Consider the following 21139-nt stretch of genomic DNA (forward strand, 5'->3'; position numbering starts at 1 on the left):
GAACCGCTGGTCGACTACATCTCACCCACGGGCGGCGGCTACTTCTTCGCCCTGCCGGGCGCCAAGGACAGCGCCGACTGGCTCGGCCGGGGGCTCTTCGCCGCAGCGGTCTGACGGGCTCCCGAACCCGCGAGCTCTCCCCGGGCTCCGGCTCCCTCGCGCCGATCATGACGGTCCACACCTCGTCAGAGCGGTTCGCGACCGGGAGCCGGAGCCCGGCTTTTCCCGGCTTGTCACAGGCACCAGCGATGATGGTCCGGACACGACGACCGACGGATGGAAGGACACCCCGCATGAGCTGGTGGAAGGAGCCACTGGTCGGCTTCGACCTGGAGACCACGGGCACCGATCCGGCCGAGTCCCGGATCGTCACCGCCGCGCTGGTGGACACCCTCGGCGGTCACCTCGAGCTGGTCACCAACTGGCTGATCGACCCGGGCGTGCCGATCCCGGCGGAGGCCGCGGCGATCCACGGCATCACCGACGACCAGGTCCGGGCCAAGGGCCGCAAGCCGGCCGAGGCCGTCGAGGAGATAGCCGAGGCGCTCTGCGCCCGGTTGGCGGCCGGACGGCCGGTGGTCGCCTTCAACGCCCCCTTCGACCTCTCGCTGCTCGACGCCGAGCTGCGCCGGTACGGCCTCCCGGACCTCGCCGAGCGGCTCGGCGGCAGTGTCGGCCCGGTGGTGGACGCGCTGGTGATCGACCGCTCGGTCGACAAGTACCGCAAGGGCTCCCGGACGCTGCAGCACGTCTGCACGGTGTACGGGGTCGAGCTGGCGGACGCCCACGAGGCCGGCAGCGACGCCCTGGCCGCCGTCCGGGTCGCGGTGGCCCTCGGCGAGCGCTATCCGGCGCAGGTCGGCGACCTGACACCGGACGAGCTGCACGGGCGTCAGGCCGGTTGGTACCGGGACTGGGCCGAGGGCCTGCAGTCCTGGCTCCGCAAGGGCAAGGACGCCGAGGCGGTCGTCGACCAGCGCTGGCCGATCAGGTAGCCGCCGCCGGTTACCGGTCGGTCTCAGCGCCTGGATGTGTACCTGTGCCGGTCAGGCCACGGGTGTACTTCCAGGCTCTCAGAGCGCCGGGAAGTCCACGGAAGAAGCCCTGGGCGACGAGCCGGGGCAGCAGTTGGCGCAGCGTCGCGACGCCGCCCACCATCTGCCGGTCGGTCTCAGAAGGGGTACCAGCGGACGGTCGCCCGGCCGTCCCGGAGCGAGCCGACCCGGCGGCGGAACTCGGCGGCCGCCGCCGGGCTGCCCGGCACCCGCTGGGCGACCCAGGCGGCGCTCGCCGTCTCCCGGGCGCCGCGCAGGACCGCGAAGCCGGGCCAGTCCCGGACGTCCCAGCCGTACCCGGCGGTGAAGGCCCGGTACTCCTCGGCCGGGACGCCGTAGCGGTCGTGGCTCAGGGCGAGCACCACCAGATCGTGTTCCCGCAGGTCGGCGGAGACCGTCTCCAGATCGAGCAGGACGGGCCCGTCCGGGCCGACGTGCACGTTGCGCGGCAGTGCGTCCCCGTGGATCACGCCGGGGGTGAGCTCCGGCGTCAGCCCGTCCAGTGCGGCGGCGAACTCGTCCTTGCGGTGGCGCAGGAACTCGGCGTCCGCCGGGTCGAGGTGCCCTTCGGCGGCGGCCAGCCAGCGGTCCACCGGCCCCAGCAGGTCGCGCCGCCCGAGCGGGAAGGGCGGTTCGGGCAGCCGGTGCAGGGCCAGCAGCAGCGGCGCGAGGTCGGCGGTCCGGGCCGGGGCCACGGCCGGGGCGAGCCGGTGCCAGAAGGTGACGGGGTGTCCGCCGGCCGGCCACGGTTCGGGCAGGTACGGGCGGACCACCGGCACCCCCTGCCCGTCGAGCCACCGGGCCACCAGCAGCTCACGCCGGGCCCGTTCGGCGAGTCCGGGCCCCCGCCCGACCTTCGCCACCACCGCCGTCGGCCCGAGGTCGAACACCGCGTTCTCCCCGAGCGCCAGCAGCCGGGCGTCCACCGGGTCCGGCAGCCCGGCCGCCGCACAGGCGGTGGCCAGCAGGGCCCGGGCGAGTGGTTCGTCGAAGGCGGCGGTCATACCCCGCAGGGTACGAGGCCGAACCTCGCGCGGAGCGAGGCCCGGCCGAGGTGACGCCGGCTCAGGCCCGCGCACCGAGCTCAGGCCCGCGCACCGATCGGGGAGGGCCCGAGTAGGGGTTTTCCCTGGCTTCGACCCTGGGTCTCTCCTGCTTGCGGGAGTCGCGGGATCCACCCTGAGGCGTAGGCGTCTCCACCCGGAGTACGAGGTGGGAAAGGGTGGGCACAGGTCAGGATGGAGCGGGGCCGGTTTCAGCGGTTCCTAGGGGGCGTACACCCGGCGGGGGTCGCTTGCCGGGCGGCAAGCAAGCTGCCGTAGGATGCTCACACTTACTTACTTACTTACCTGCCGACCGGCTAAGAGCTCGCCGCTCCGTCCCGGTCCAGCCGTCGCCCGGCTTCCCGTCCCCCAGGGCTGCGGTGAACCATGCCCAGGAGGCACACGAGCATGTTCCACCGAATCGGACAATTCGTCGTCAGACGGGCATGGTGGGTGATCGCCGCGTGGGTCGTCGCCGCGATAGCTATCGTCGCCAGCGCGCCGACGCTGACCGCACAGACGGACGAGAGCAGCTTCCTCCCCAAGCACTACGAGTCCATCCAGGCCTCGGTGCTGCAGGAGAAGGCGTTCCCGGCCAACTTCACCCCCTCCGCGATGCTGCTCTTCGAGCGGACCGACGGCGGCAAGCTGGACCAGGCCGACCAGACTGCCATGAACAAGGTGGTCAAGGGTCTCGCCGACGAGCACATCAACCTGGTCGAGACGATCCTGCCGGTCAGCGAGAAGGCGATGTCGAAGGACGGCAAGTACGCCCTCTCGATGATCGCGTTCGACAAGAACTCCCAGCGTGACCCGAAGGCCGTGGACGCGGCGCAGAAGCTGCGCGACGACTCCAAGACGCTCGCCTCCGGCAGCAACCTGAAGGTGCAGCTGGGCGGCCAGGCCGCGCAGAACCTGGACCAGCAGGACTCCTCGAAGCTGGCCAACGCGCTGATCGCGTTCGGCACCGTCGGCATCATCCTGCTCACGCTCGGCCTGATCTTCCGCAGCCCGATCATCGCGCTGCTGCCGGTCCTGTCGATCGCCGTCTACTCGATGGTGGCCAACGGCCTGATCGCGGACGCGAGCAAGGCGTTCGGCCTGAACGCGGACAGCTCGGTCTCGGCCATTCTGATCATCGTGCTGTTCGGGGTGGGGACGGACTACTTCCTCTTCCTGATGTTCCGCTACCGGGAACGGCTGCGTGCCGGTGACGACCGCAAGACGGCCGTGATCAACGCGGTCGGCCGGGTCGGCGAGGCCATCGCCTCGGCGGCCGGCGCGGTGATCGTGGCGTTCAGCGTGCTGCTGCTCTCCAGCCTCGGCATGTTCAAGGCGCTCGGCCCGTCGCTGGCCATCGCCGTCTTCGTGACCGCGCTGGCGTCCATCACGCTGGTGCCCGCGATCCTCTCGCTGATCCCGGAGAAGGTGCTGTTCTGGCCGTCCAGGGCCTGGCAGCGCGAGCCGAAGAACGCCCGATTCGCCGCTCTGGGGAACACCGTCCAGCGCAAGCCCGGGCTGGTCGCCGTCGTCTCCGGTGGCCTGATGGTGGTCCTCGCGCTCGGCGCCTTCGGCTTCAAGGGCACCTTCGACCTGGCCTCCGGCTCGATGCCGAAGACCAAGGAGTCGATGGTCGTCCAGAACACCCTGATGGCCAACTTCTCGGCCGGTGCGTCCGCTCCCTCGGAGGTCTACCTGACCTCCGCCGCCGGCACCCCGCTCGACAAGGCCGGTTTCGCCTCCTTCACGGCCACCCTCGGCAAGGTGAGCGGCGTCGGCCAGGTCGTCCCCCAGCCCAAGCTGAGCAAGGACGGCCAGACGGCCGACTTCACCGTGCTGCTCAAGGACGACCCGGCCAGCAACGGCGCGATCGACGCGGTCGGCAAGCTCCGGGACGCCGCGCACGCCGCCGCTCCGCAGGGCACCCAGGTGTACGTCGGCGGCATCACCTCGGTCTACAAGGACATCAACACCGCGATGGCCCGCGACTACTCGCTGGTCTTCCCGATCGCCGCACTGTTGATCATGGTGATCCTCGGCCTGCTGCTGCGCAGCGTGGTCGCGCCCTGGTACCTGATGGCGGCCGTCGGGCTCGGCTTCGGTGCCACCGTCGGCGCCACCAGCCTGCTCTTCCAGCACGTGGAGCACGAGTCCGGCCTGATGTTCATGCTGCCGATGTTCATCTACCTCTTCGTGGTGGCGATCGGCACCGACTACAACATCCTGATGATCGCCCGGCTCCGTGAGGAGGCCGCCGAGGGCCACAGCCCGCGGGTGGCGGCCGGCCTGGCGATCCGGCACGGCGGTCCGACCGTCGCGGCGGCCGGCGGGATCCTGGCCGCCACCTTCGCCACCATGCTGCTGGCGGGGAACGTGCTGTTCAGCGAGATCGGTTTCTCGGTCGCGTTCGGCATCTCGGTCTCGGCCTACGTGATGGCGCTCTTCTTCACCCCGGCGCTCACCGCGCTGCTCGGCCGGGCCGCCTGGTGGCCCGGTCACGGGGAGCTCTCCGGCCACGGCGAGCGCACTGAGCTGCGCATCGTCCAGGGCGATCCGGAGCCGGCCGGTCGTCGCTGACGGTCCGTGCTGCTCCGCTCTTCGAGGTACTTCGGGGCGGAGGACCTGCCCAGGTCAGAGGGGGTACTCGGTGCTCGCGCCGGGTGCCCCCTCGGGCGTTTCGGCAAACCTGATCGGGGGCCGATGTGGTGAAGAAAACTTCTTCGATCACCCGGGCCGCACCGTGCTACAGTCGAAGCAGTTGCAGTTTTGGTTCCCATGAACGTACGTGTGCGCCTGCTGGTACCAACCAACAGGCGCATTTGTTTTGTCCGGTGTTTTGTCTCCGGATGGGGATCGCGGCTACTTGGAGTCCACGAGGTGTGGGCTCTGATGCCCCAGAGAAGGAGACGGTTATGGCTACCGGCGTCGTGAAGTGGTTCAACAGCGAAAAGGGCTTCGGCTTCATCGAGCAGGAGGGTGGCGGCCCGGACGTCTTCGCCCACTACTCGAACATCGCTGCCCAGGGCTTCCGTGAGCTCCAGGAGGGCCAGCACGTCGAGTTCGACGTGACGCAGGGCCAGAAGGGCCCGCAGGCCGAGAACATTCGCACCATCTGAGTCCAGCCACTGAGCTGACTCACACAGCGCGAAGCGAGGGCCCGTACCGCACGGTGCGGGCCCTCGTCGTGCATGCCGCCGAACGGCCGAGGCGGCGCAGCAGTCCTTTCCTGTCGGCCGACCCCACCAGGTCCTTCGCCACGGCGTCCTCGTACCCGTGGCCTTCGGCCGATCAGGAAAGAGAATCCTGGATGTCAGATCAAGCACGCCCGCAGCGCGACCGTTCCGCAGGCCGTCCCCAGGGCGGCGGCGGCCAGGCAGGCCGCAGTGGCGGCCGTGGCCGTTCCGGTGCCACCAGCAGCAGCGGCGGGTTCAGTGACGCTCAGCGGCGCAGCGGTACCAGCAAGGGCGGTCTGCGCAGCTCCGGTTCCGCCTCCGGTGGTGGCCGTGGCCGTGGCGGCTCCTCCCGTGAGCGTGCCGTCGAGGCGCCCGCCGACTTCGCCGTCGTCGAGGGCACTCCGGCCCGCCCGCCGGCCGCGACCTTCGCCGAGCTGGAGATGCCCAAGGGGCTGCTCTCCTCGCTGACCCGCGAGGGCGTCACGGCGCCGTTCCCGATCCAGTCGGCCACCCTGCCGGACGCGATCGCCGGGCGCGACGTGCTCGGCCGTGGCCGTACCGGCTCCGGCAAGACCCTCGCCTTCGGCCTCGCGCTGCTGGCCCGCACGGCCGGCAAGCGCGCCGACGCCCGCCGTCCGCTGGCACTCGTCCTGGTGCCGACCCGCGAGCTGGCCCAGCAGGTCACCGACGCCCTGACCCCGTACGCGACCGCCGTGAACCTGCGGATCGCCACCGTGGTCGGCGGCATGTCGATCACCCGGCAGGCCAACGCCGTCCGCCGTGGCGCCGAGGTCCTGGTCGCCACCCCCGGCCGCCTGGACGACCTGATCAACCGTCAGGACGTCCGGCTCGACGACGTGCAGATCACCGTCCTCGACGAGGCCGACCAGATGGCCGACATGGGCTTCCTGCCGCAGGTCACCAAGCTGCTGGAGCAGGTCGCCGAGGGCGGGCAGCGGATGCTGTTCTCCGCGACCCTGGACCGCAACGTGGACCGGCTGGTCCGCCGCTTCCTGACCGACCCGGTGACGCACTCCGTCGACCCGTCGGCCGGCGCGGTGACCACCATGGACCACCACGTGCTGCAGCTCGAAGCCGCCGACAAGGCCTCGGTGGCGGCGCACATCGCCTCCCGCGAGGGCGGCGTGATCATGTTCGTGCACACCAAGCACGGCGCCGACCGCCTGGCCAAGCAGCTGCTCGCCACCGGTGTGCGGGCCGCCGCGCTGCACGGTGGCAAGTCCCAGCCGCAGCGCAACCGGACCCTCGACCAGTTCCGTGAGGGTCACCTCACCGCGCTGATCGCCACCAACGTCGCGGCCCGTGGCATCCACATCGACGGCCTCGACCTGGTCGTGAACGTCGACCCGCCGATCGACCACAAGGACTACCTGCACCGTGGCGGCCGCACCGCCCGGGCCGGCGAGTCCGGCACGGTCGTCACGCTGGTGCTGCCCGAGCAGCGCCGCGACGTCAGCAAGCTGATGACGGTGGCGGGCATCCGCCCGACCACCACCAAGGTGCGCCCCGGCGACGCCGAGCTGGCCCGGATCACCGGCGCCCGTACGCCTTCGGGTGTCGCGGTCACCGTCGCGCTGCCCGCAGCGGCCGCGCCCGCCCCGGCGGCCGCCGGCGCCCCGCGCCGCCGTCCGGTCAAGCGTTCCGGCCTGCCCGCCGACGTGGACATCAACGGCAACGCGCGTCGCCCCCGCCCCAAGCAGCGGATGGGCGCGGGCGGTGGCGGCGCGAGCGGCGGCACCGGTGGCGGCGCCCGTACGGCGGCCGGCTTCCTGGGCAAGTCCTCAGCCGGTTCGAAGCCGGGCTCCGGCTCCCGGAGCGGCTCCAACTACGGCACCGGCCGCCAGCGCCGCAAGTCCGACTGACGTTCGGTCGGTCGGCCGGTCTTTCGGTCGGACTCTCGGTCGGTTCAAGGCCACGCCGCAGGGGCACCGGATCCACGTGATCCGGTGCCCCTGCGGCGTTTCCGTGCTGCCTGACTGCCTGACTGCCTGACTGCCTGACTGCCAGTCAGGGCCGCCGCAGCGCCCAGGGCAGGACGAACCAGAGCCCGGTGAACATCAGCGCGCTGGCTGTGGTGATCGCGATGGCCGGGGTCCGGCCGAGGACGACGTCCGTCAGCAGCGCCGCCCGGCTGCCGACCCCGGGTGGCCGTCGGGAGGGGGCCGGAGGGGGTGGCCGGAGGGGGTGGCCGGAGGGGGTGGCCGAAAACCATCGGTGCTGCGTACACTCACCGCTGTTCCGTTTCACCGTACGCCGGTGTGCGGTCCATCATCTGCTGTACCTGTTCCGGGCAGGATCGGGCGGGGCGCTTCGGTGGCCGTCCTACCGGCTTTGCCGCGGCAGGTCCAGAGCTATGTCAAGGGGGAGAGCATGGCAGCGGCACTGTGGCTCGAAGTACGGCTCGGCGGCGTGGAGGATCTTGCTCCCGAGGAGCTTGAGGAGCTCACCCGCTCGTTGCTGGAGGAATTGTCCGCCGCAGGTGTGGATGAGCTGCGGACGCCGTCGATGGCGTCTCCTGCCGGGGCACGTTCCGCCGGGACGGCCGCACTCGGAGCGCTGCTGGTGGCGATCGCGCCTCCTCTGTTCCAGCACACCGCCGCCACGATCCAGGCGTGGTTGGCACGTGCCGGGCAGCGCAGCGTGGTGCTGGTGAAGGGTGACAACCGGCTGGAGCTGACTGCGCTGCCCACTGCGGACATGAAGGACCTCGCCGAGCGGTTCATCACCGCCTGCCTCGACGAGGACCGGGAGCCCCGGGCGCTCGGCGAGGACCGAGAGCCCCGGGGATGAGGCGCGCCCTGCTCATCGGGACGACGCGGTACACCGATCCGGGCCTGCACGACCTGCCCGGAGCACGTGAGGACGTGAGGCTGCTCCAGGGGTTGCTGGAGGACCCGCTCGTCGGCGCGTTCGAGGTCCAGGTACTGCTCGATGCCACCAAGGAGCAGATCGAGTCAGCCTTGGAGACGCTCATCCAGGGGACTCGGCGCGGTGACACGGTCCTGATCCACCTCTCCGGCCACGGCTTCAAGTCTCTCGGCGGCGAACTGTACTTCGCGGTCCGGCAGACGCGCCGGGAGACACCGGTGTCGACTGCTGTCTCCGCCCAGGACCTGCGTAGTTTCCTCCGCAGCAGCAAAGCGGGCAGCAAGATGGTGCTGCTCGACTGCTGCTACAGCGGGGCGGTGGCCGACGGGTTCGCCGGGCGGTCGTCCGCCGACTCGCTGGACCTTCCCGCGCATTTCAAGGACAGTCAGGGCACCCACATCCTCGCGGCCGCCGGGCCCACCCAGCAAGCGCTGGAACCGGCACCGCAGGCCGGGATCGCGCAGCCGTCCGTGTTCACCAAGGCGGTGGTGGACGGCCTGCGGAACGCCGTGGACAGCGACCTCGACGGGTGGATCAGCTCCTCCGATCTCGCCGACCACGTGGAGCAGGCCCTCGCCGAGGAGGCGCAGCGGCCGACGAACTTCGAGCTGACCCGGCAGGGAGCGATCCGGATCGCGCAGAAGGCGCGCCGGGGCGGTCCACCGGCCGGCCCTGCGAACGGCCCCGCGAACGCGCGGGCCCAGCAGCCGGAACAGGCACGGCGTCGCAGTGCCGGCTCGCCCGCACAGAGCGTCGCGACGGCCGCCGGCGAGCCGGACGATCCCGCCGACGCGCCGTTCGACGCCGTGCGCTGGCAGCGGCTCCTGCACTACTACCGCGACTGCCTGCTCCGGGAGGGTGCGCTGAGCGAAATCCTCCCCTTGAAGAGTGCCGACCGCTTCGCCCTCGTTCCCGGCGGGCCGGAGGAAGTTCTCAGCGGCGCGGCGGGGCGGCTCGCGGTGCGCGGGGAGCTCACCGGGATCGTGGCCCGGGGCGTCGCAGCGGGACAGCAACTTCGCTACGGCTACCCGGTGGTGCTGTCCGGACCCAAGGGCAGAAAGCAGAGCCGTGACTCGGACTGGGGCCTGGCCCCGCTGCTCACCGTCGACTTGGAGATGCGCCAGGACGGGGCAGGCGAGCCGGAGCTCGTCCCGGTCGGGGACTTCACCCTCAACCTGGGCGCCCTGCAAGCGGTGACCGGAGTCTCCGCCGGGGAGCTGGAGGAGATCGAGGCCTGGTTCTCGATGCAGTGGCCGCAGGGCGACCATGCGGCGTTGACCTCGCAGATCGCCAATCTCCTGACCATCACGGACCTACCCGCCCGGCACGCCGTCGACGCCGCCGCTCTCCGCCCGGACCTGGAGTTGACCCCACGTCAGGAAGGCGCGCAGAACGCAGCCGTCCTCTACCTGGCCGATCCCGGGAGCAGCGCGTCCAGCGGCCTGCTCGAAGACTTCGACAAGGAGCTGATCGACCAGCCCGCGAGGCTCGCCACGACGGCGCTCAGCGGTCTGGGCGGCCCTGACGACGCCCGGAAGGGCGACCCGCGCCCGTGGCAGCTGGTGTCCGCCGGAAAGCCGCTCAACCAGGGACAGGAGGCGGTTCTGCAGTCTGCGATGTCACGTCGCCTCACCGTCGCCACCGGTCCCCCCGGCACCGGCAAGAGCGAGCTCGTCGCTGCGGTCGTGACCACGGCGGTCGCGGCCGGACAGACCGTGCTGGTCGCCTCCACCAACAACCAGGCCGTCGACGTCGTCGCCACCCGGGTCGGCGAGCTGGTCCCCGGCAGCATCATCAGAACCGGCGCCCAGAGGTACCGGGAGCAGGAACCCGAGCTGCTCGGCAAGCTGCTGATGCAGACCGCGCAACCCGGGCTCAGCCCCGCGACCGCCGCGCACGGCCTCCGACTCGTCGAGCAGCGGGTCGACCGGGCTCGTGCCGCTCTCGCGGCGCGAGCCCGTGCGGAGGGCCGCCGGTACGAGGCATGGCTCGCGCTCCGGGACCACGCCGCCGTACTCGGCTGGGACCTCGACTCGCTCCCTGCACAACTGTCCGACCCCGGCTGGCTCGGCCGTTGGCGCAGGGCGGCGGAACGTGCGGCCGGCAGCGGAGTCCGTGCGAACTGGAACCAGCGGAAGGTGCGGCGCGAGCTCGGAATCGATCTGGACGAGGAACGGCTGAGCGCCCTCGCGAAGCTGCTTGCCGCCGAAGAACGCCGCCTGGAGGCGGCCGCCGAGCCTGCGGCGGCTGTTCTGCTCGATCTGCAGGCCGGGGAACTCCTCGACCTTCAGGAGGAGCGACGGCTCGCCGGCGGTGATCTCGTACGTGCCGTGGTGGCGGACGCGCTCGTCCAGGGGCGGCCCGCGATCGAGCGTCGCATCGTACGGCTCCAGGTCAACGCACGCAGAAGCTGGGACGGCTTTGCCGAGATGCTGCCGTACGTGCGGGCCTGGGCGGTCAGCTCGCTGTCGGCCCGCAGGCTGCCGCCCCGGGCGGCGCTGTTCGACCTGGTGGTGATCGACGAGGCCAGCCAGTGTTCGATCCCGGCCGTGCTGCCGTTGCTGCTCCGGGCGAAACGCGCCCTGATCATCGGTGACCCGCAGCAGTTGCGCCACATCGCGACCATCGAGGCGGAGCGGGCGGATGGGCTCCGCCGAGCCTCGGGGCTGTCCGCCGAGTGGATTTCCGAGCGCCGGCTCGACTTCCGCGAGCACTCGGCCTTCGACGCCTTCGCGGAGGCCGCCGGCGAGGTCCTGCTGCTGGACGAGCACTACCGCTGCCACCCCGACATCGCGGGCGTCGTCAACGAGCGGTTCTACCGGAGGCAGCTCCAGGTGCTCACCGATCCGTCCCGGCTGGCCTGCCGGATGGACCCGGCCGTGCGCTGGGCGGACACACCCGGGAGCAGAGCCGAGCCGTCGGGCAGCTCCTGGGTCAACCACGCCGAGGCGGCGGCACTTCCGCGAGTGCTCCGGCATGCCGCCGGGCTGCTGCCGGCCGACGGGAAGATCGGCGTGGTCACCCCGTTCGCGCCACAGCGCGCCCTGCTGGAACGCAGTGTTCCGCAGGAGCTGAGGGACCGGGTCACGGTGGGCACCATCCACACGTTCCAGGGGGACGAGAAGGACCTGATGGTCTTCTCACTCGTCGCGGCACCGGGGATCCAGCAGGGCAGTCTGAACTGGCTGCTCTCCCAGGCGAGTCTGTGGAACGTGGCGATCACCCGGGCCAAGTCCGTGCTGGTCGTACTGGGGGACCGTGACTACTGGGCTCAGCAGACCGGCCCAGTGAAGGATCTCCTGCGGGTCGCTGCCTCGGCCGGCCCCGCCGCGCACGCGGCGTCCCCGGACCTCGCGACGCCGTCGGCCGCGAACACCTCGGCGGACCTCCTCCACCAGGCCTTCCGGGCCCGCCGTCTGGACTTCGAGCGCGATGCACGGATCGGCGGCTACAGGTGCGACTTCATGGTCCGCACCGCTCTGGGCACCGTCGCCGTCGTCATCGACGAGCCGGAGCTCTCCCGCTCGGCCCAGGAACGGGCGCGGGCGATGCTCCTGCTGCGGCAGCGGTGTGTGCTGCTGGAGAAGTCCGGCGCCGATCGTGCCCTGCTGGTTCCCGCATGGCGCTGCGTGGAGCAGCCGGAGGCCGTGGCCCAGGAGGTTGGTGGCCGGTGATCCCGCTCGCAGACGGCACGTTGCCATCCGTACCCGGCCCGCTCCTCGGCGCTGCGGCGATGCTGCTGGCCATCCTGGCCGTCCGCCGCCGACGCCGCCGCGAGCGTCTTCGGCACATCGCCCGGGCCGAAGCCTGGGCCTGCCTCCAGCGCGACCTGCCCGCTCTTCGCGCTCAAGGCGTCCATCTCGCCCAGGTGACGCGGGTCTACCAGCGCGCCCGGACCGGATCGAAGGCCATCGTGGTCTGGCACGACACCGGGACGGCCCAGGACACCTGGTTCGAGGGACGACAGGTGCGGCCCGGCGCCTACCTGCTGCTGAGGGGCAACACCGGATACGGCCCGCACAACCGCAATCCGAAAGTCTTCTATGTCGAGCCGCGAGGGGTGGTCCAGGAACTCTCCGGGTAAGCGGGACCCGCGGCAGATCCCGTGCCGCCGGGCCTTCCAGACGGCGGGTCACCCGGACCGGACCGGTGCGGCCTGCGTGCCCTTCTGCCCTTGCCCGGCGACGAACGAGACCATTTGTATACCGTGCGTATCGGCCACCACAGGCCGTCACGGACCCGGTCGTGCCCAGGCTCCTCCTCCGGTAGGGGTTGAGTAGTCTGTTCGGATGAAGTCCGGCCGCCAGGCGCGGGCGGCCTCACCGTTCGACAACCGGGCCGGACCGGCTCTCCGAGGGACGGATGTACGGGAGATGGATCAGGGTGCGCGGCTGATGCTGCAGGAGAGCCACCTCGACAGCCTGCTGGCGGCGCTCCGCCTGGAGTGGGCCGAGCCGGAGGACCCGCGGATCGCCGCGCTGGCGGAGCGGGAGCCGCTCTTCCCGCAGTACCACCGGATCGGCCACAAGCGGCAGTCGGCCGTGCGGGCGCTGACCGGGAACCGCGCGCTGGTCGAGCGGCACTACGAGCGGGTGCTGTCGGCGCTGGTCCACGACGACGGTCCGAGCTCGCCGCGCTGGTTCGCCGCCCTGCTGGTACCGGCGGTGAGCCGGCGCCGGGTGCTGGAGGACCTGCTCCGGGTGGTCGAGGACGGGACGCCCTACCCCCGGGCTTGCGCGGCGGCGGCCTGGAAGTGGCTGGAGCCGCCGCTCAGGTACGCGAGCGAGGACGACCTGCGGGCTGGGCGGCCGACGCTCAGCAGCCTCGCGGAGCGGGCCGCGCTCGCCGATCTCGAAGCGCGCTTCCGGGCGGCCCGGCCCGAGGCGTAGCGGCTCCACGGCCTGCCCGCTCCATGGCCTGCCTGCCTGCCTGCCCGCCTGCCCGGCGGGTGAACAGACGGGCAGGCAGCCTGCCTTCAGGCGATCAACACCTGCCAGTCAGGGCCGCCGCAGCGCCCAGGGCAGGACGAACCAGAGCCCGGTGAACATCAGCGCGCTGCCGGAGGTGATCGTGATCGCCAGGGTGCGGCCGAGTACGACGTCGGTCAGCAGCAGGACGGCGCCGTTGAGCGCCAGGGCGAGGAAGACCAGCCCGGCCTGGGTGAGCTTGGTGGACAGGGCCACGATCCGCTGTTTGGCGCCCCGGTGGAACAGGCCCCGGTGCACGGCCACGGGGGTGGCCAGGACCGCCGATGCGACGACGGTGAGCAGCAGGGTCGCGACGTAGATGTCCTGCTGCGCGTCGTCGAGCCGCGCGAAGCGGTCGGTGAACGCCACCCCGAGCAGGAACGCGAAGACGATCTGCACACCGGTCTGCAGGACCCGCAGCTCCTGGAGCAGCTCGATCAGGTTCCGGTCGGCCCGCTCGTCGGCGGTCTCGTGACGCGGTGGTGGGGTGCCCTCCGGCTGTACGGTCATGAGCCAAACCCTCTCCCGGTGCCAGTGCGGCGGCCACTCGTTTCCGGCGGTGATCAGGCGCGCTCACCACCCTCGGACCGTGACCGGTGGGGCAGCGGGCTGCGGCCGCCCCACCGGATGCCTCAGCTCACTCGGCCCGGACCTGTGCGGCTTGCATGCCCTTCTGCCCCTTCTCGGGGACGAACGAGACGGCCTGCCCCTCCGCGAGGGACTTGAAGCCCTCCGATTCGATCGCCCTGAAGTGCACGAAGAGGTCATCGCCGCCACCCTCCGGGGTGATGAAGCCGAAGCCCTTCTCGTCGTTGAACCACTTCACCGTGCCGCGCTGCCTGTCTGCCATGCCTGCTCCTGGAATCGTCCGTACGACGTGACGGCCGCGCCGGCCGCCCGTTGACCGAACTGATCATGCCTCAGCCGTAGCGGTCCGCGCACGGAACCTGACGAAACGTAAGGAACGGACTGACCGTCAGTACGCCCGCCAGCCGCCCGGGTCGACTCCGCCCGGGATCGGCGTGCCGGGGTCGTACGGTGCGCGGGTCAGCACGAAGCTGCCGATGTCGAGGTGGCTCGCCGTGCCGTCCGCCGCCCGGACCACCCGGAGGGTCTCGCCCGCGTAGTAGCCGTCCAGGCCGGTCCAGGTGCCGTCCGCCTCGGCTCGGAAGCCGGCGCCCCGGCCCGGTCCGTTCAGCGGTGCGAGTTCCAGGGCGCGGTCCGCGCGCAGGCGGAGGATGTGCGGCGACGCCCCCCAGTACCAGGGACCGGTCAGCGCGAGAAGCTCCGGGTCGGCCTCGGGCAGTGGGCGCCACGGCGCCGGGAAGCGCGGTTCGTGCTCGACGACGATCCGGATCAGGTCGGCGGCGATCTCCCCGACCGGTGTCCCGGAGGTCGCGTTGGCCAGGACGACGGCGCTCACGTCGTCCTGCGCGCTCACCCAGAGGGTGGCCAGGAAGCCGGGCATCGAACCGGTGTGCCCGTACAGCACGCGGCCGTCCCGGCGCAGCAGTTGCAGGCCGAACCCGTACGCCGAGGTCCACTCCGCGCCGTCGGGCTCCGAGGCGGGACGCCGCATCTCGGCGATGCTGCCGGGGCTCAGCACCAACTCGTCGCCGGCGGCGAGAAACGCGGCCCAGCGGCACAGGTCGGCGGCCGTGGACCAGAGTTGCCCGGCCGGTGCCATCACCTCGGTGTCCTCAAGGGGCTCCGGCAGCATGACATCGGCCCACGGGTGAACCGCGAAACCTCCGGCGTGCGGCGCCTGCGGCGCCAGAGTGGTCCGGGTCAGGCCGAGCGGCTCCAGCACCTCCCGGCGCAGTACCTCGCCCCACGGCTCCCCGCGCAGCCGCTCGACCAAGGCGCCCAGCAGCGCGAACCCGGGGTTGGAGTAGTGGAACCGGCTCCCGGCCGGGTGCCGCACCGGCTGCTCGCCGAGCACGTCCGCGAGCTCGGGCCGCAGCGTCCCGGTGGTCCGCTCCCACCACGGCCCCGGCGTCTCGGAGGCCAGCCCGGAGGTGTGGGCGAGCAACTGGGCGATCGTCAGCCGACCGGCCGCAGTACCGGGGAGGTGCTGCTCCAGCGGATCGGTCAGGCTCAGCAGCCCCTCGTCACGAAGCCGCATCACCAGCACCGCGACGAAACTCTTGGTGATCGACCCGATCCGGTACTGCACGTCGTCGTCCGGGGCGTGACCGTCGATCATGCTCCGGCCGTCCGTCCAGACCGGGTGTCCACCCCGGACCACCGCGCCCACCAGGGACGGTGTCCGCCCCTCCGCCTGCCCGACGGCCAGCCGGTGCAGCAGAGCTCGGCGGGTTCCGGCGAGCAACTCCTCGGGGGGAAGGGCCATCTGACTCCTCGATCCTGTCTCGTCCGACCTGAACCGACCGACCCTACCCCGGCCCCGGTCGGGCCTGCTCCCAATTACCGCCCGGCCCGTTGCCTGCGGCGGCCGTGATCACGGCGGCCGTGGCGGAGTACCAGCACCGCAAGGCGTCCTGAGACCGACCAGCAAGTGGTGGGCGGATGAAGGACCGGTCAGGCGCTGAGTGCGGGTGCGGCCGGGACGGCCAGGCGGGCCTGGTCGTAGCGCTGGAGCAGCAGGCGGGCGATTTCGGGGGCCGCGCCGAGGACGGGCGCGACGATGTCCGCGTCGCCCGCCGCGTCGGCGATGCGGTCCGGGAGGACTCCCGGCGCCAGCAGGTACGGCGCGACGGCGACCCGGGCGATGCCCCGGGCGCGCAGGGCTGACACGGCGTCGGGCACCTGCGGGGGAGCGGCCGAGGCGTACGCGACCTCGACGGCAGCCCAGCCACGGGTGCGCTGCCACTCGGCGGCGACCGCGCGGGTGGTGGCGTTGGCCGTCCGGTCCGAGGACCCGGCGGCGGCGAGCACGACGCCCGTCCGGGCGCGGACGGCGGCGGAGCGTACGTCGAGCCCGGTCTCGGCGAGCCGCCGGTCCAGCGCGTCGAGCAGCAGCGGGGACGGGCCGAGCACGTCCGCGAGCGGGAGGTCCGCGCCGGCCGCCCGCAGCGCGGCCGGGATGTCGCTCTTGGCGTGGAAGGCCCGTCCGAGTAGCAGCGGCACGGCCACCGCCGCGCCGTCGAGCCGGCCGACGACCTGCGGGACGCGCGGGGCGCAGTGCTCCAGGTACGCGGTGGCGATCTCCGCCGAGGGCCGCAGCAGCCGGAGCCGCCCGGCCAGCGCCTCCACGGTGGCGGCGTGCCGGGGGTCCCGGCTGCCGTGGGCGATCAGCAGCAGGGCAGGGGAGCTGTACGTCGGAGAGCCGCGCATCAGCGGCTGCCGGCCAGCAGGCCACGGCTGCGCAGCACGCGGCGTTCGATCGGGGAGAAGACCAGCAGGTCGATGGCGATGCCGACGAACAGGATGATGACGATGCCGAGCAGCACGCCGGGCATGTCGTTCTGTTCGCGCTGGTTCTCCAGGTAGCGGCCGAGGCCGAGGCCCAGGTCGGGGGAGGAGGCGACGAGTTCGGCGGCCATCAGGGAGCGCCAGGCGAAGGCCCAGCCCTGCTTGAGGCCGGCCAGGTAGCCGGGGAGGGCGGCGGGCAGCAGGACGTGCCGGGCGCCGGCGAAGCCGGTGGCGCCCATCGTCCGGCCGGCGCGCAGGAAGAGCGGCGGGACCTGGTCGATGCCGGCCACCAGGCCGTTGGCGATGGAGGGGACGGCGCCGAGCAGGATCACGGCGAACATCATCTGGTCGTTGATGCCGAGCCAGATGACGGCGGCGGGGACCCAGGCGACCGAGGGCAGCGACTGCAGGCCGGAGAGGATCGGGCCGATCGCGGTGCGGACGGGCTTGACCCGGGCGACCAGCAGGCCGATCGGGGTGCCGATCACCACGGCGGCGGCGAAGCCGGAGACGCCGCGCCACAGGCTGGTCCAGATGATCGAGAAGAGTGTGCCGGCCTGCCAGAGGTCGACCAGGCTCTGCCAGACCATGGCGGGGCTGGGCAGCTTGTAGGAGTCGGTGAGCTTGAGGTCGAAGGCGAGCTGCCAGGCGCCGAGCACCAGCACGACGGCGAGCACCGGCGGCAGCACCTTCTTGCGCAGCGTCTCGCTGAGCGGGACGCGCTGCAGGACGACGGCGTCGAGCGCGTCGAGGCCCGCTCCCAGGTCGTCGGTGGTCGCCGGGGCGGCGGGTGCGGGGTTCGGTGCGGGGTTCGGGGCGGGGGAGGTGTCAGTGCTGGACATGGCGGCGGATCTCCCCACGCAGTTCTTCGGTGATCTCGATGGAAAGCTCCGCGACGCCGGCCGACTCGATCCGGCGCGGCTGCGGGAGGTCGATCTGCCACTCGCGGGCGACCCGGCCGGGGCGGGAGGAGAGCAGGACCACGCGCTGCGCGAGCCGGACGGCTTCGCGCACGTTGTGGGTGACGAACAGGACGGTGAGCTTGCGTTCGGCCCAGATCCGGGTGATCTCGTCGTGCAGCACGTCGCGGGTGATGGCGTCGAGGGCGGCGAACGGCTCGTCCATCAGCAGGACGTTGCTGCCCTGGGCGAGCGAGCGGGCCAGGGCCACGCGCTGGCGCATGCCGCCGGAGAGCTCGTGCACGCGCTTGCCGTACGCGCCGCCGAGCCGGACGAGGTCGAGCAGGCGCTCGGCCTCGGCGCGGCGCTCGGCGCGGGCCACACCGGCCAGCCGCAGCGCCAGTTCGATGTTCTTCCCGGCCGTGAGCCAGGGGAAGAGCGCGTGCTCCTGGAACATCAGGGCGGGACGGGCACCCGGGACCTCGATGGTCCCGGCGGTGGGCTTGTCGAGCCCGGCGACCAGGTTGAGCAGGGTCGACTTGCCGCAGCCGGAGGCGCCGAGCAGGGTGACGAACTCGCCGGGGGCGACATCGAGGCAGATGTCGTCGATCACGTGGTTTGCGGCGCCGGGGCGGCCGAAGGACTTGTGCACGTGCGAGATGCGGATGGCGGGCGGGCCGTCCGGCGCCTCGACGCGGGGGGCGTTCTCCGAGATGGTGGTCAGTACCTGGGACATCTGGGCACCTCCTGCTTTGAGTGGTCCGGCGAGTCGGGCGGTGAGCTTGGCGCTGAGCTTGGCTGGGAGCCGGGGTCCGGCCCGCCACGCCTCGTGATTGGGCATCGACTGAGGCGGGGCGGGAGGCCGGACCACGGAGTCTGGAGTGGGTTACCCGGTGAATGTCACTGCGCTGCGAGGCCCGCGTCCGCGACGGCGGGCAGACCCTTCGCGGTGAGCACCTTGTCGAGCAGGGTCAGGTCGTAGATCCCGGCCAGGTCCGGCTTCTTGAGCAGACCGGCGGTCACCGCGTGGTCGGCCTCGGCCTGCAGGGTGCCGGCCAGCGGGTCGTCCAGGAAGGTGATGCTCTGCCAGGCCGGGTCGAGGATCGCCGGGTCGAGGGAGCCACCGCCGTTCGCCTTGATGGCGTCGTTGGCGTCGGTCCTGGCCTGGGCCGGGTTGGCCTTGATGAAGGCGTTGGTGTTCACCGAGCCGCGCAGGACGGCCTCGACGACGTCCGGGTGCTCCTTGAGGAACTTCTGCGAGACGACGATGTTGGTGATCACGAACTTCTTGTCCGGCCAGAGGTCGCTCTCGTCGAGCAGCACCTTCGCACCGAGGGTGACCAGCTTGGAGGCGGTCGGCTCGGGCACCCAGGCGCCGTCGATCGAGCCGGACTTGTACGCGTCGGGGGTGACCTTGTTGTCGGTGCGCAGCACCGAGACGTCGCCCTTGCCCGACTGCGGGTCCTCCTTGAATCCCTTGCCCGCAAGGTAGTTGAGCAGTGCCACGTCCTGGGTGTTGCCGAGCTGGGGGGTGGCTATCTTCTTGCCCTTGAGGTCGTCCAGGCTCTTGACCTTGTCGGGGTTGACCACCAGCTTGACGCCGCCGGAGGCCGAACCGCCGATGATCTTCAGGTCCTGGCCGCTCGACTTGACGTAGCCGTTGATCGCGGGGGACGGGCCGACCCAGCCGATGTCGATCGAGCCGGCGTTCAGCGCCTCGATCTCCGCCGGACCGGCGTTGAAGACCTGGGGCTTGATCTGGGTCGCGCCCAACTCCTTCTGGAACAGGCCCTCCTTGAGGCCGACCAGCGGGGTGCCGTGGGTCAGGTTGGCGAAGTACCCGATCTTCACCGTGCTCGCCGAGAGCTTCGCGCCGGAGGCGGCGGCGACGGGCGCCACCGACGAGTTGTCGGTGCTCTTCGAGCCGTAGCCGCAGGCGCTCAGCAGGCTGACGGCGGTCAGCGCGGCGGTGACGGCGACGGCGGACCGTCTGATCCGGCCGGCGCCGAGGCGGGTCACTATATGGGGGAAGGGCGAGTTCTCAGCCATGGGAGTCGTCCTGTTCACGGACGGACCGTCAGGTCCGGGAGGGAAGATGGTGGTGGTGCCTTCGGCATCGCGATACCGGGCAAGCCGGGCTGTCACGGGAGTGACGGCCCGGTGGCAGGGGTCAGAGCCCCTGTCCGCCAACACATCGGGTCAGTCCGCCCTGGCCGCTGCCGAGGACGCCGCTGCCGATGCGGCCGCCTTCCTTGTCCATGTCCGAGAACGCCTCGCGGGCCATCAGACCCAGTCCTCCTCTGCCGCCGGGATGGCGACGGTCTTGAAGGACTCGCCCGCCATGCCGGCGGTGAGGGTGGTGCCGTCGGCCGGGTCGATCAGCAGGAAGGACCCGGTCCGGCGGTTCTGGGTGTAACCGTCGAGCGCCAGCGGCTCGGAGGTGCGCAGCACCACGCGGCCGATGTCGTTCACGCTCAACCCCTCGGCGCCGGAACGCTGTTCGAGAGTGTCGATGTCGATCCGGTAGGTGATCTCCTTGACCAGCGCGCGCACGGTCCGGGTGGTGTGCTTGAGCAGCACCTTGTCCCCGGCCCGCAGCGGGCGCTCGTGCAGGTGGCTCACCGTCGCCACAACATCCTTGGTGGGTACGGGAGTCGGCCCGGCCGCGATCAGGTCGCCGCGCGAGACGTCGATGTCCTCGGTGAGCCGGACGGTCACCGACTGGGGGGCCCAGGCGATGTCCGTCTCCCTGCCGAGCGCGTCGATGCCCGCGACGGTCGTGGTGTGGCCGGAGGGCAGCACCGTGACGGTGTCGCCGGTGCGCAGGACGCCGGACGCCAACTGGCCCGCGTAGCCCCGGTAGTCGCGGTGCTCACCGCTCTGCGGGCGGATCACGTACTGGACGGGGAACCGGGTCGGCTCCGCGCTCGGGTCGCTGCCGACCGGGACGGTCTCCAGGTGCTCCAGCAGCGTCGGGCCGCCGTACCAGTCCATGTGCGCGGACGGTTCGACGACGTTGTCGCCGGCCAGTGCGGAGATCGGGACGGCGACGATGTCGTCGATGCCCAGCGAGGCCGCGTACGCGGTGAACTCGGCTGCGATGGCGGCGAACACGGGCTCGGCGTACTCGACCAGGTCCATCTTGTTGACCGCGAGCACCACGTGCGGGACGCGCAGCAGCGCGGCCACGGCGGCGTGCCGACGGGTCTGCTCGACCACGCCGTTGCGGGCGTCGACCAGCACGACGGCGAGTTCGGCGGTGGAGGCGCCGGTCACCATGTTGCGGGTGTACTGCACGTGCCCCGGGGTGTCGGCGAGGATGAACCGCCGCCTGGGGGTGGCGAAGTAGCGGTACGCCACGTCGATGGTGATGCCCTGCTCGCGCTCGGCCCGCAGGCCGTCGGTGAGCAGCGCCAGGTCGGGCGTCTCCTGGCCCCGGCCCAGCGAGACGCGCTCGACGGCCTCCAACTGGTCGGCGAGCACCGACTTGGAGTCGTGCAGCAGGCGGCCGACCAGGGTCGACTTGCCGTCGTCGACGGAGCCGGCGGTGGCGAAGCGCAGCAGCGCGGTGCCGGAGGCGGCGCCGAACACGTCGGTCGGGATCACGTCTGCCGGGATCACCTTTGCCGGGATCACGTGTGCCGGGATCACGTGTGCCGGGATCACGTCCGTCGGGGTCACGGTGCCCGAGGCCACGGGATCCGAAGGCGCGGCGTCTGAAGTCAGGTTGGTCGGCAT

At 71.7% G+C, this 21139-nt stretch carries 17 protein-coding genes; 8 read left to right on the forward strand and 9 right to left on the reverse strand.

Annotated features, from left to right (window positions below; genetic code table 11):
- Positions 1–293 precede the first annotated feature (293 nt).
- Positions 294–995 carry an exonuclease domain-containing protein gene (locus P3T29_RS24240; RefSeq protein ID WP_280718724.1) on the forward strand — a complete coding sequence of 234 codons (702 nt, stop codon included), beginning with the start codon at positions 294–296 and terminating at the stop codon, positions 993–995.
- Between the two features lie 176 nt (positions 996–1171).
- Here the strand turns inward: P3T29_RS24240 and P3T29_RS24245 are convergent, their stop codons facing one another.
- A complete protein-coding gene (locus P3T29_RS24245) occupies positions 1172–2059 on the reverse strand; it encodes an aminoglycoside phosphotransferase family protein (RefSeq protein ID WP_280718725.1) in 888 nt (295 codons plus the stop codon).
- A 447-nt stretch (positions 2060–2506) separates the two neighbouring features.
- Here P3T29_RS24245 and P3T29_RS24250 point away from each other — a divergent pair, with 447 nt between their 5' ends.
- The 7 genes from P3T29_RS24250 to P3T29_RS24280 all read left to right on the forward strand — a co-directional run bounded on the left by P3T29_RS24250 (position 2507) and on the right by P3T29_RS24280 (position 13049).
- A complete protein-coding gene (locus P3T29_RS24250) occupies positions 2507–4675 on the forward strand; it encodes an MMPL family transporter (protein WP_280718726.1) in 2169 nt (722 codons plus the stop codon).
- Between the two features lie 335 nt (positions 4676–5010).
- On the forward strand, positions 5011–5214 hold the full coding sequence (locus P3T29_RS24255) for a cold-shock protein (protein ID WP_280718727.1): 204 nt from the start codon (positions 5011–5013) through the stop codon (positions 5212–5214).
- A gap of 191 nt (positions 5215–5405) precedes the next feature.
- Complete coding sequence (locus P3T29_RS24260) at positions 5406–7154, forward strand: DEAD/DEAH box helicase (RefSeq protein ID WP_280718728.1); 1749 nt, start codon at positions 5406–5408, stop codon at positions 7152–7154.
- A 508-nt stretch (positions 7155–7662) separates the two neighbouring features.
- Positions 7663–8082 carry a hypothetical protein gene (locus tag P3T29_RS24265; protein WP_280718729.1) on the forward strand — a complete coding sequence of 140 codons (420 nt, stop codon included), beginning with the start codon at positions 7663–7665 and terminating at the stop codon, positions 8080–8082.
- Positions 8079–11834 carry an AAA domain-containing protein gene (locus P3T29_RS24270; RefSeq protein ID WP_280718730.1) on the forward strand — a complete coding sequence of 1252 codons (3756 nt, stop codon included), beginning with the start codon at positions 8079–8081 and terminating at the stop codon, positions 11832–11834. The genes P3T29_RS24265 and P3T29_RS24270 overlap by 4 nt, the downstream gene beginning before the upstream one ends.
- Positions 11831–12244, forward strand: a complete 414-nt coding sequence (locus P3T29_RS24275; RefSeq protein WP_280718731.1) for a hypothetical protein — start codon at positions 11831–11833, stop codon at positions 12242–12244. The genes P3T29_RS24270 and P3T29_RS24275 overlap by 4 nt, the downstream gene beginning before the upstream one ends.
- 205 nt (positions 12245–12449) lie before the next feature.
- A complete protein-coding gene (locus P3T29_RS24280) occupies positions 12450–13049 on the forward strand; it encodes a hypothetical protein (protein WP_280718732.1) in 600 nt (199 codons plus the stop codon).
- A gap of 108 nt (positions 13050–13157) precedes the next feature.
- Here P3T29_RS24280 and P3T29_RS24285 read toward each other — a convergent pair whose 3' ends face one another.
- The 8 genes from P3T29_RS24285 to P3T29_RS24320 form a co-directional block, all read right to left on the reverse strand.
- Positions 13158–13637 (reverse strand): DUF6328 family protein, encoded by a 480-nt coding sequence (locus P3T29_RS24285; RefSeq protein ID WP_280718733.1) that lies wholly within the window; start codon positions 13635–13637, stop codon positions 13158–13160.
- A gap of 127 nt (positions 13638–13764) precedes the next feature.
- Entirely contained in the window at positions 13765–13977 is a 213-nt protein-coding gene (locus P3T29_RS24290; protein WP_280718734.1) for a cold-shock protein, read from the reverse strand.
- Positions 13978–14103: 126 nt separating this feature from the next.
- A complete protein-coding gene (locus P3T29_RS24295) occupies positions 14104–15480 on the reverse strand; it encodes a serine hydrolase domain-containing protein (protein WP_280718735.1) in 1377 nt (458 codons plus the stop codon).
- A gap of 188 nt (positions 15481–15668) precedes the next feature.
- On the reverse strand, positions 15669–16424 hold the full coding sequence (locus P3T29_RS24300) for a sirohydrochlorin chelatase (protein WP_280718736.1): 756 nt from the start codon (positions 16422–16424) through the stop codon (positions 15669–15671).
- On the reverse strand, positions 16424–17344 hold the full coding sequence (locus P3T29_RS24305) for an ABC transporter permease (RefSeq protein WP_280718737.1): 921 nt from the start codon (positions 17342–17344) through the stop codon (positions 16424–16426). Before P3T29_RS24305 ends, P3T29_RS24300 begins: the two co-directional genes overlap by 1 nt.
- Positions 17331–18137 (reverse strand): ABC transporter ATP-binding protein, encoded by an 807-nt coding sequence (locus P3T29_RS24310; protein WP_280718738.1) that lies wholly within the window; start codon positions 18135–18137, stop codon positions 17331–17333. Before P3T29_RS24310 ends, P3T29_RS24305 begins: the two co-directional genes overlap by 14 nt.
- A 164-nt stretch (positions 18138–18301) precedes the next feature.
- On the reverse strand, positions 18302–19450 hold the full coding sequence (locus tag P3T29_RS24315) for an aliphatic sulfonate ABC transporter substrate-binding protein (protein ID WP_280718739.1): 1149 nt from the start codon (positions 19448–19450) through the stop codon (positions 18302–18304).
- A 234-nt stretch (positions 19451–19684) separates the two neighbouring features.
- Positions 19685–21139 (reverse strand): GTP-binding protein, encoded by a 1455-nt coding sequence (locus P3T29_RS24320; protein ID WP_280718740.1) that lies wholly within the window; start codon positions 21137–21139, stop codon positions 19685–19687.

Source organism: Kitasatospora sp. MAP5-34 (assembly GCF_029894335.1).
In the GTDB taxonomy this organism is placed as follows: domain Bacteria; phylum Actinomycetota; class Actinomycetes; order Streptomycetales; family Streptomycetaceae; genus Kitasatospora.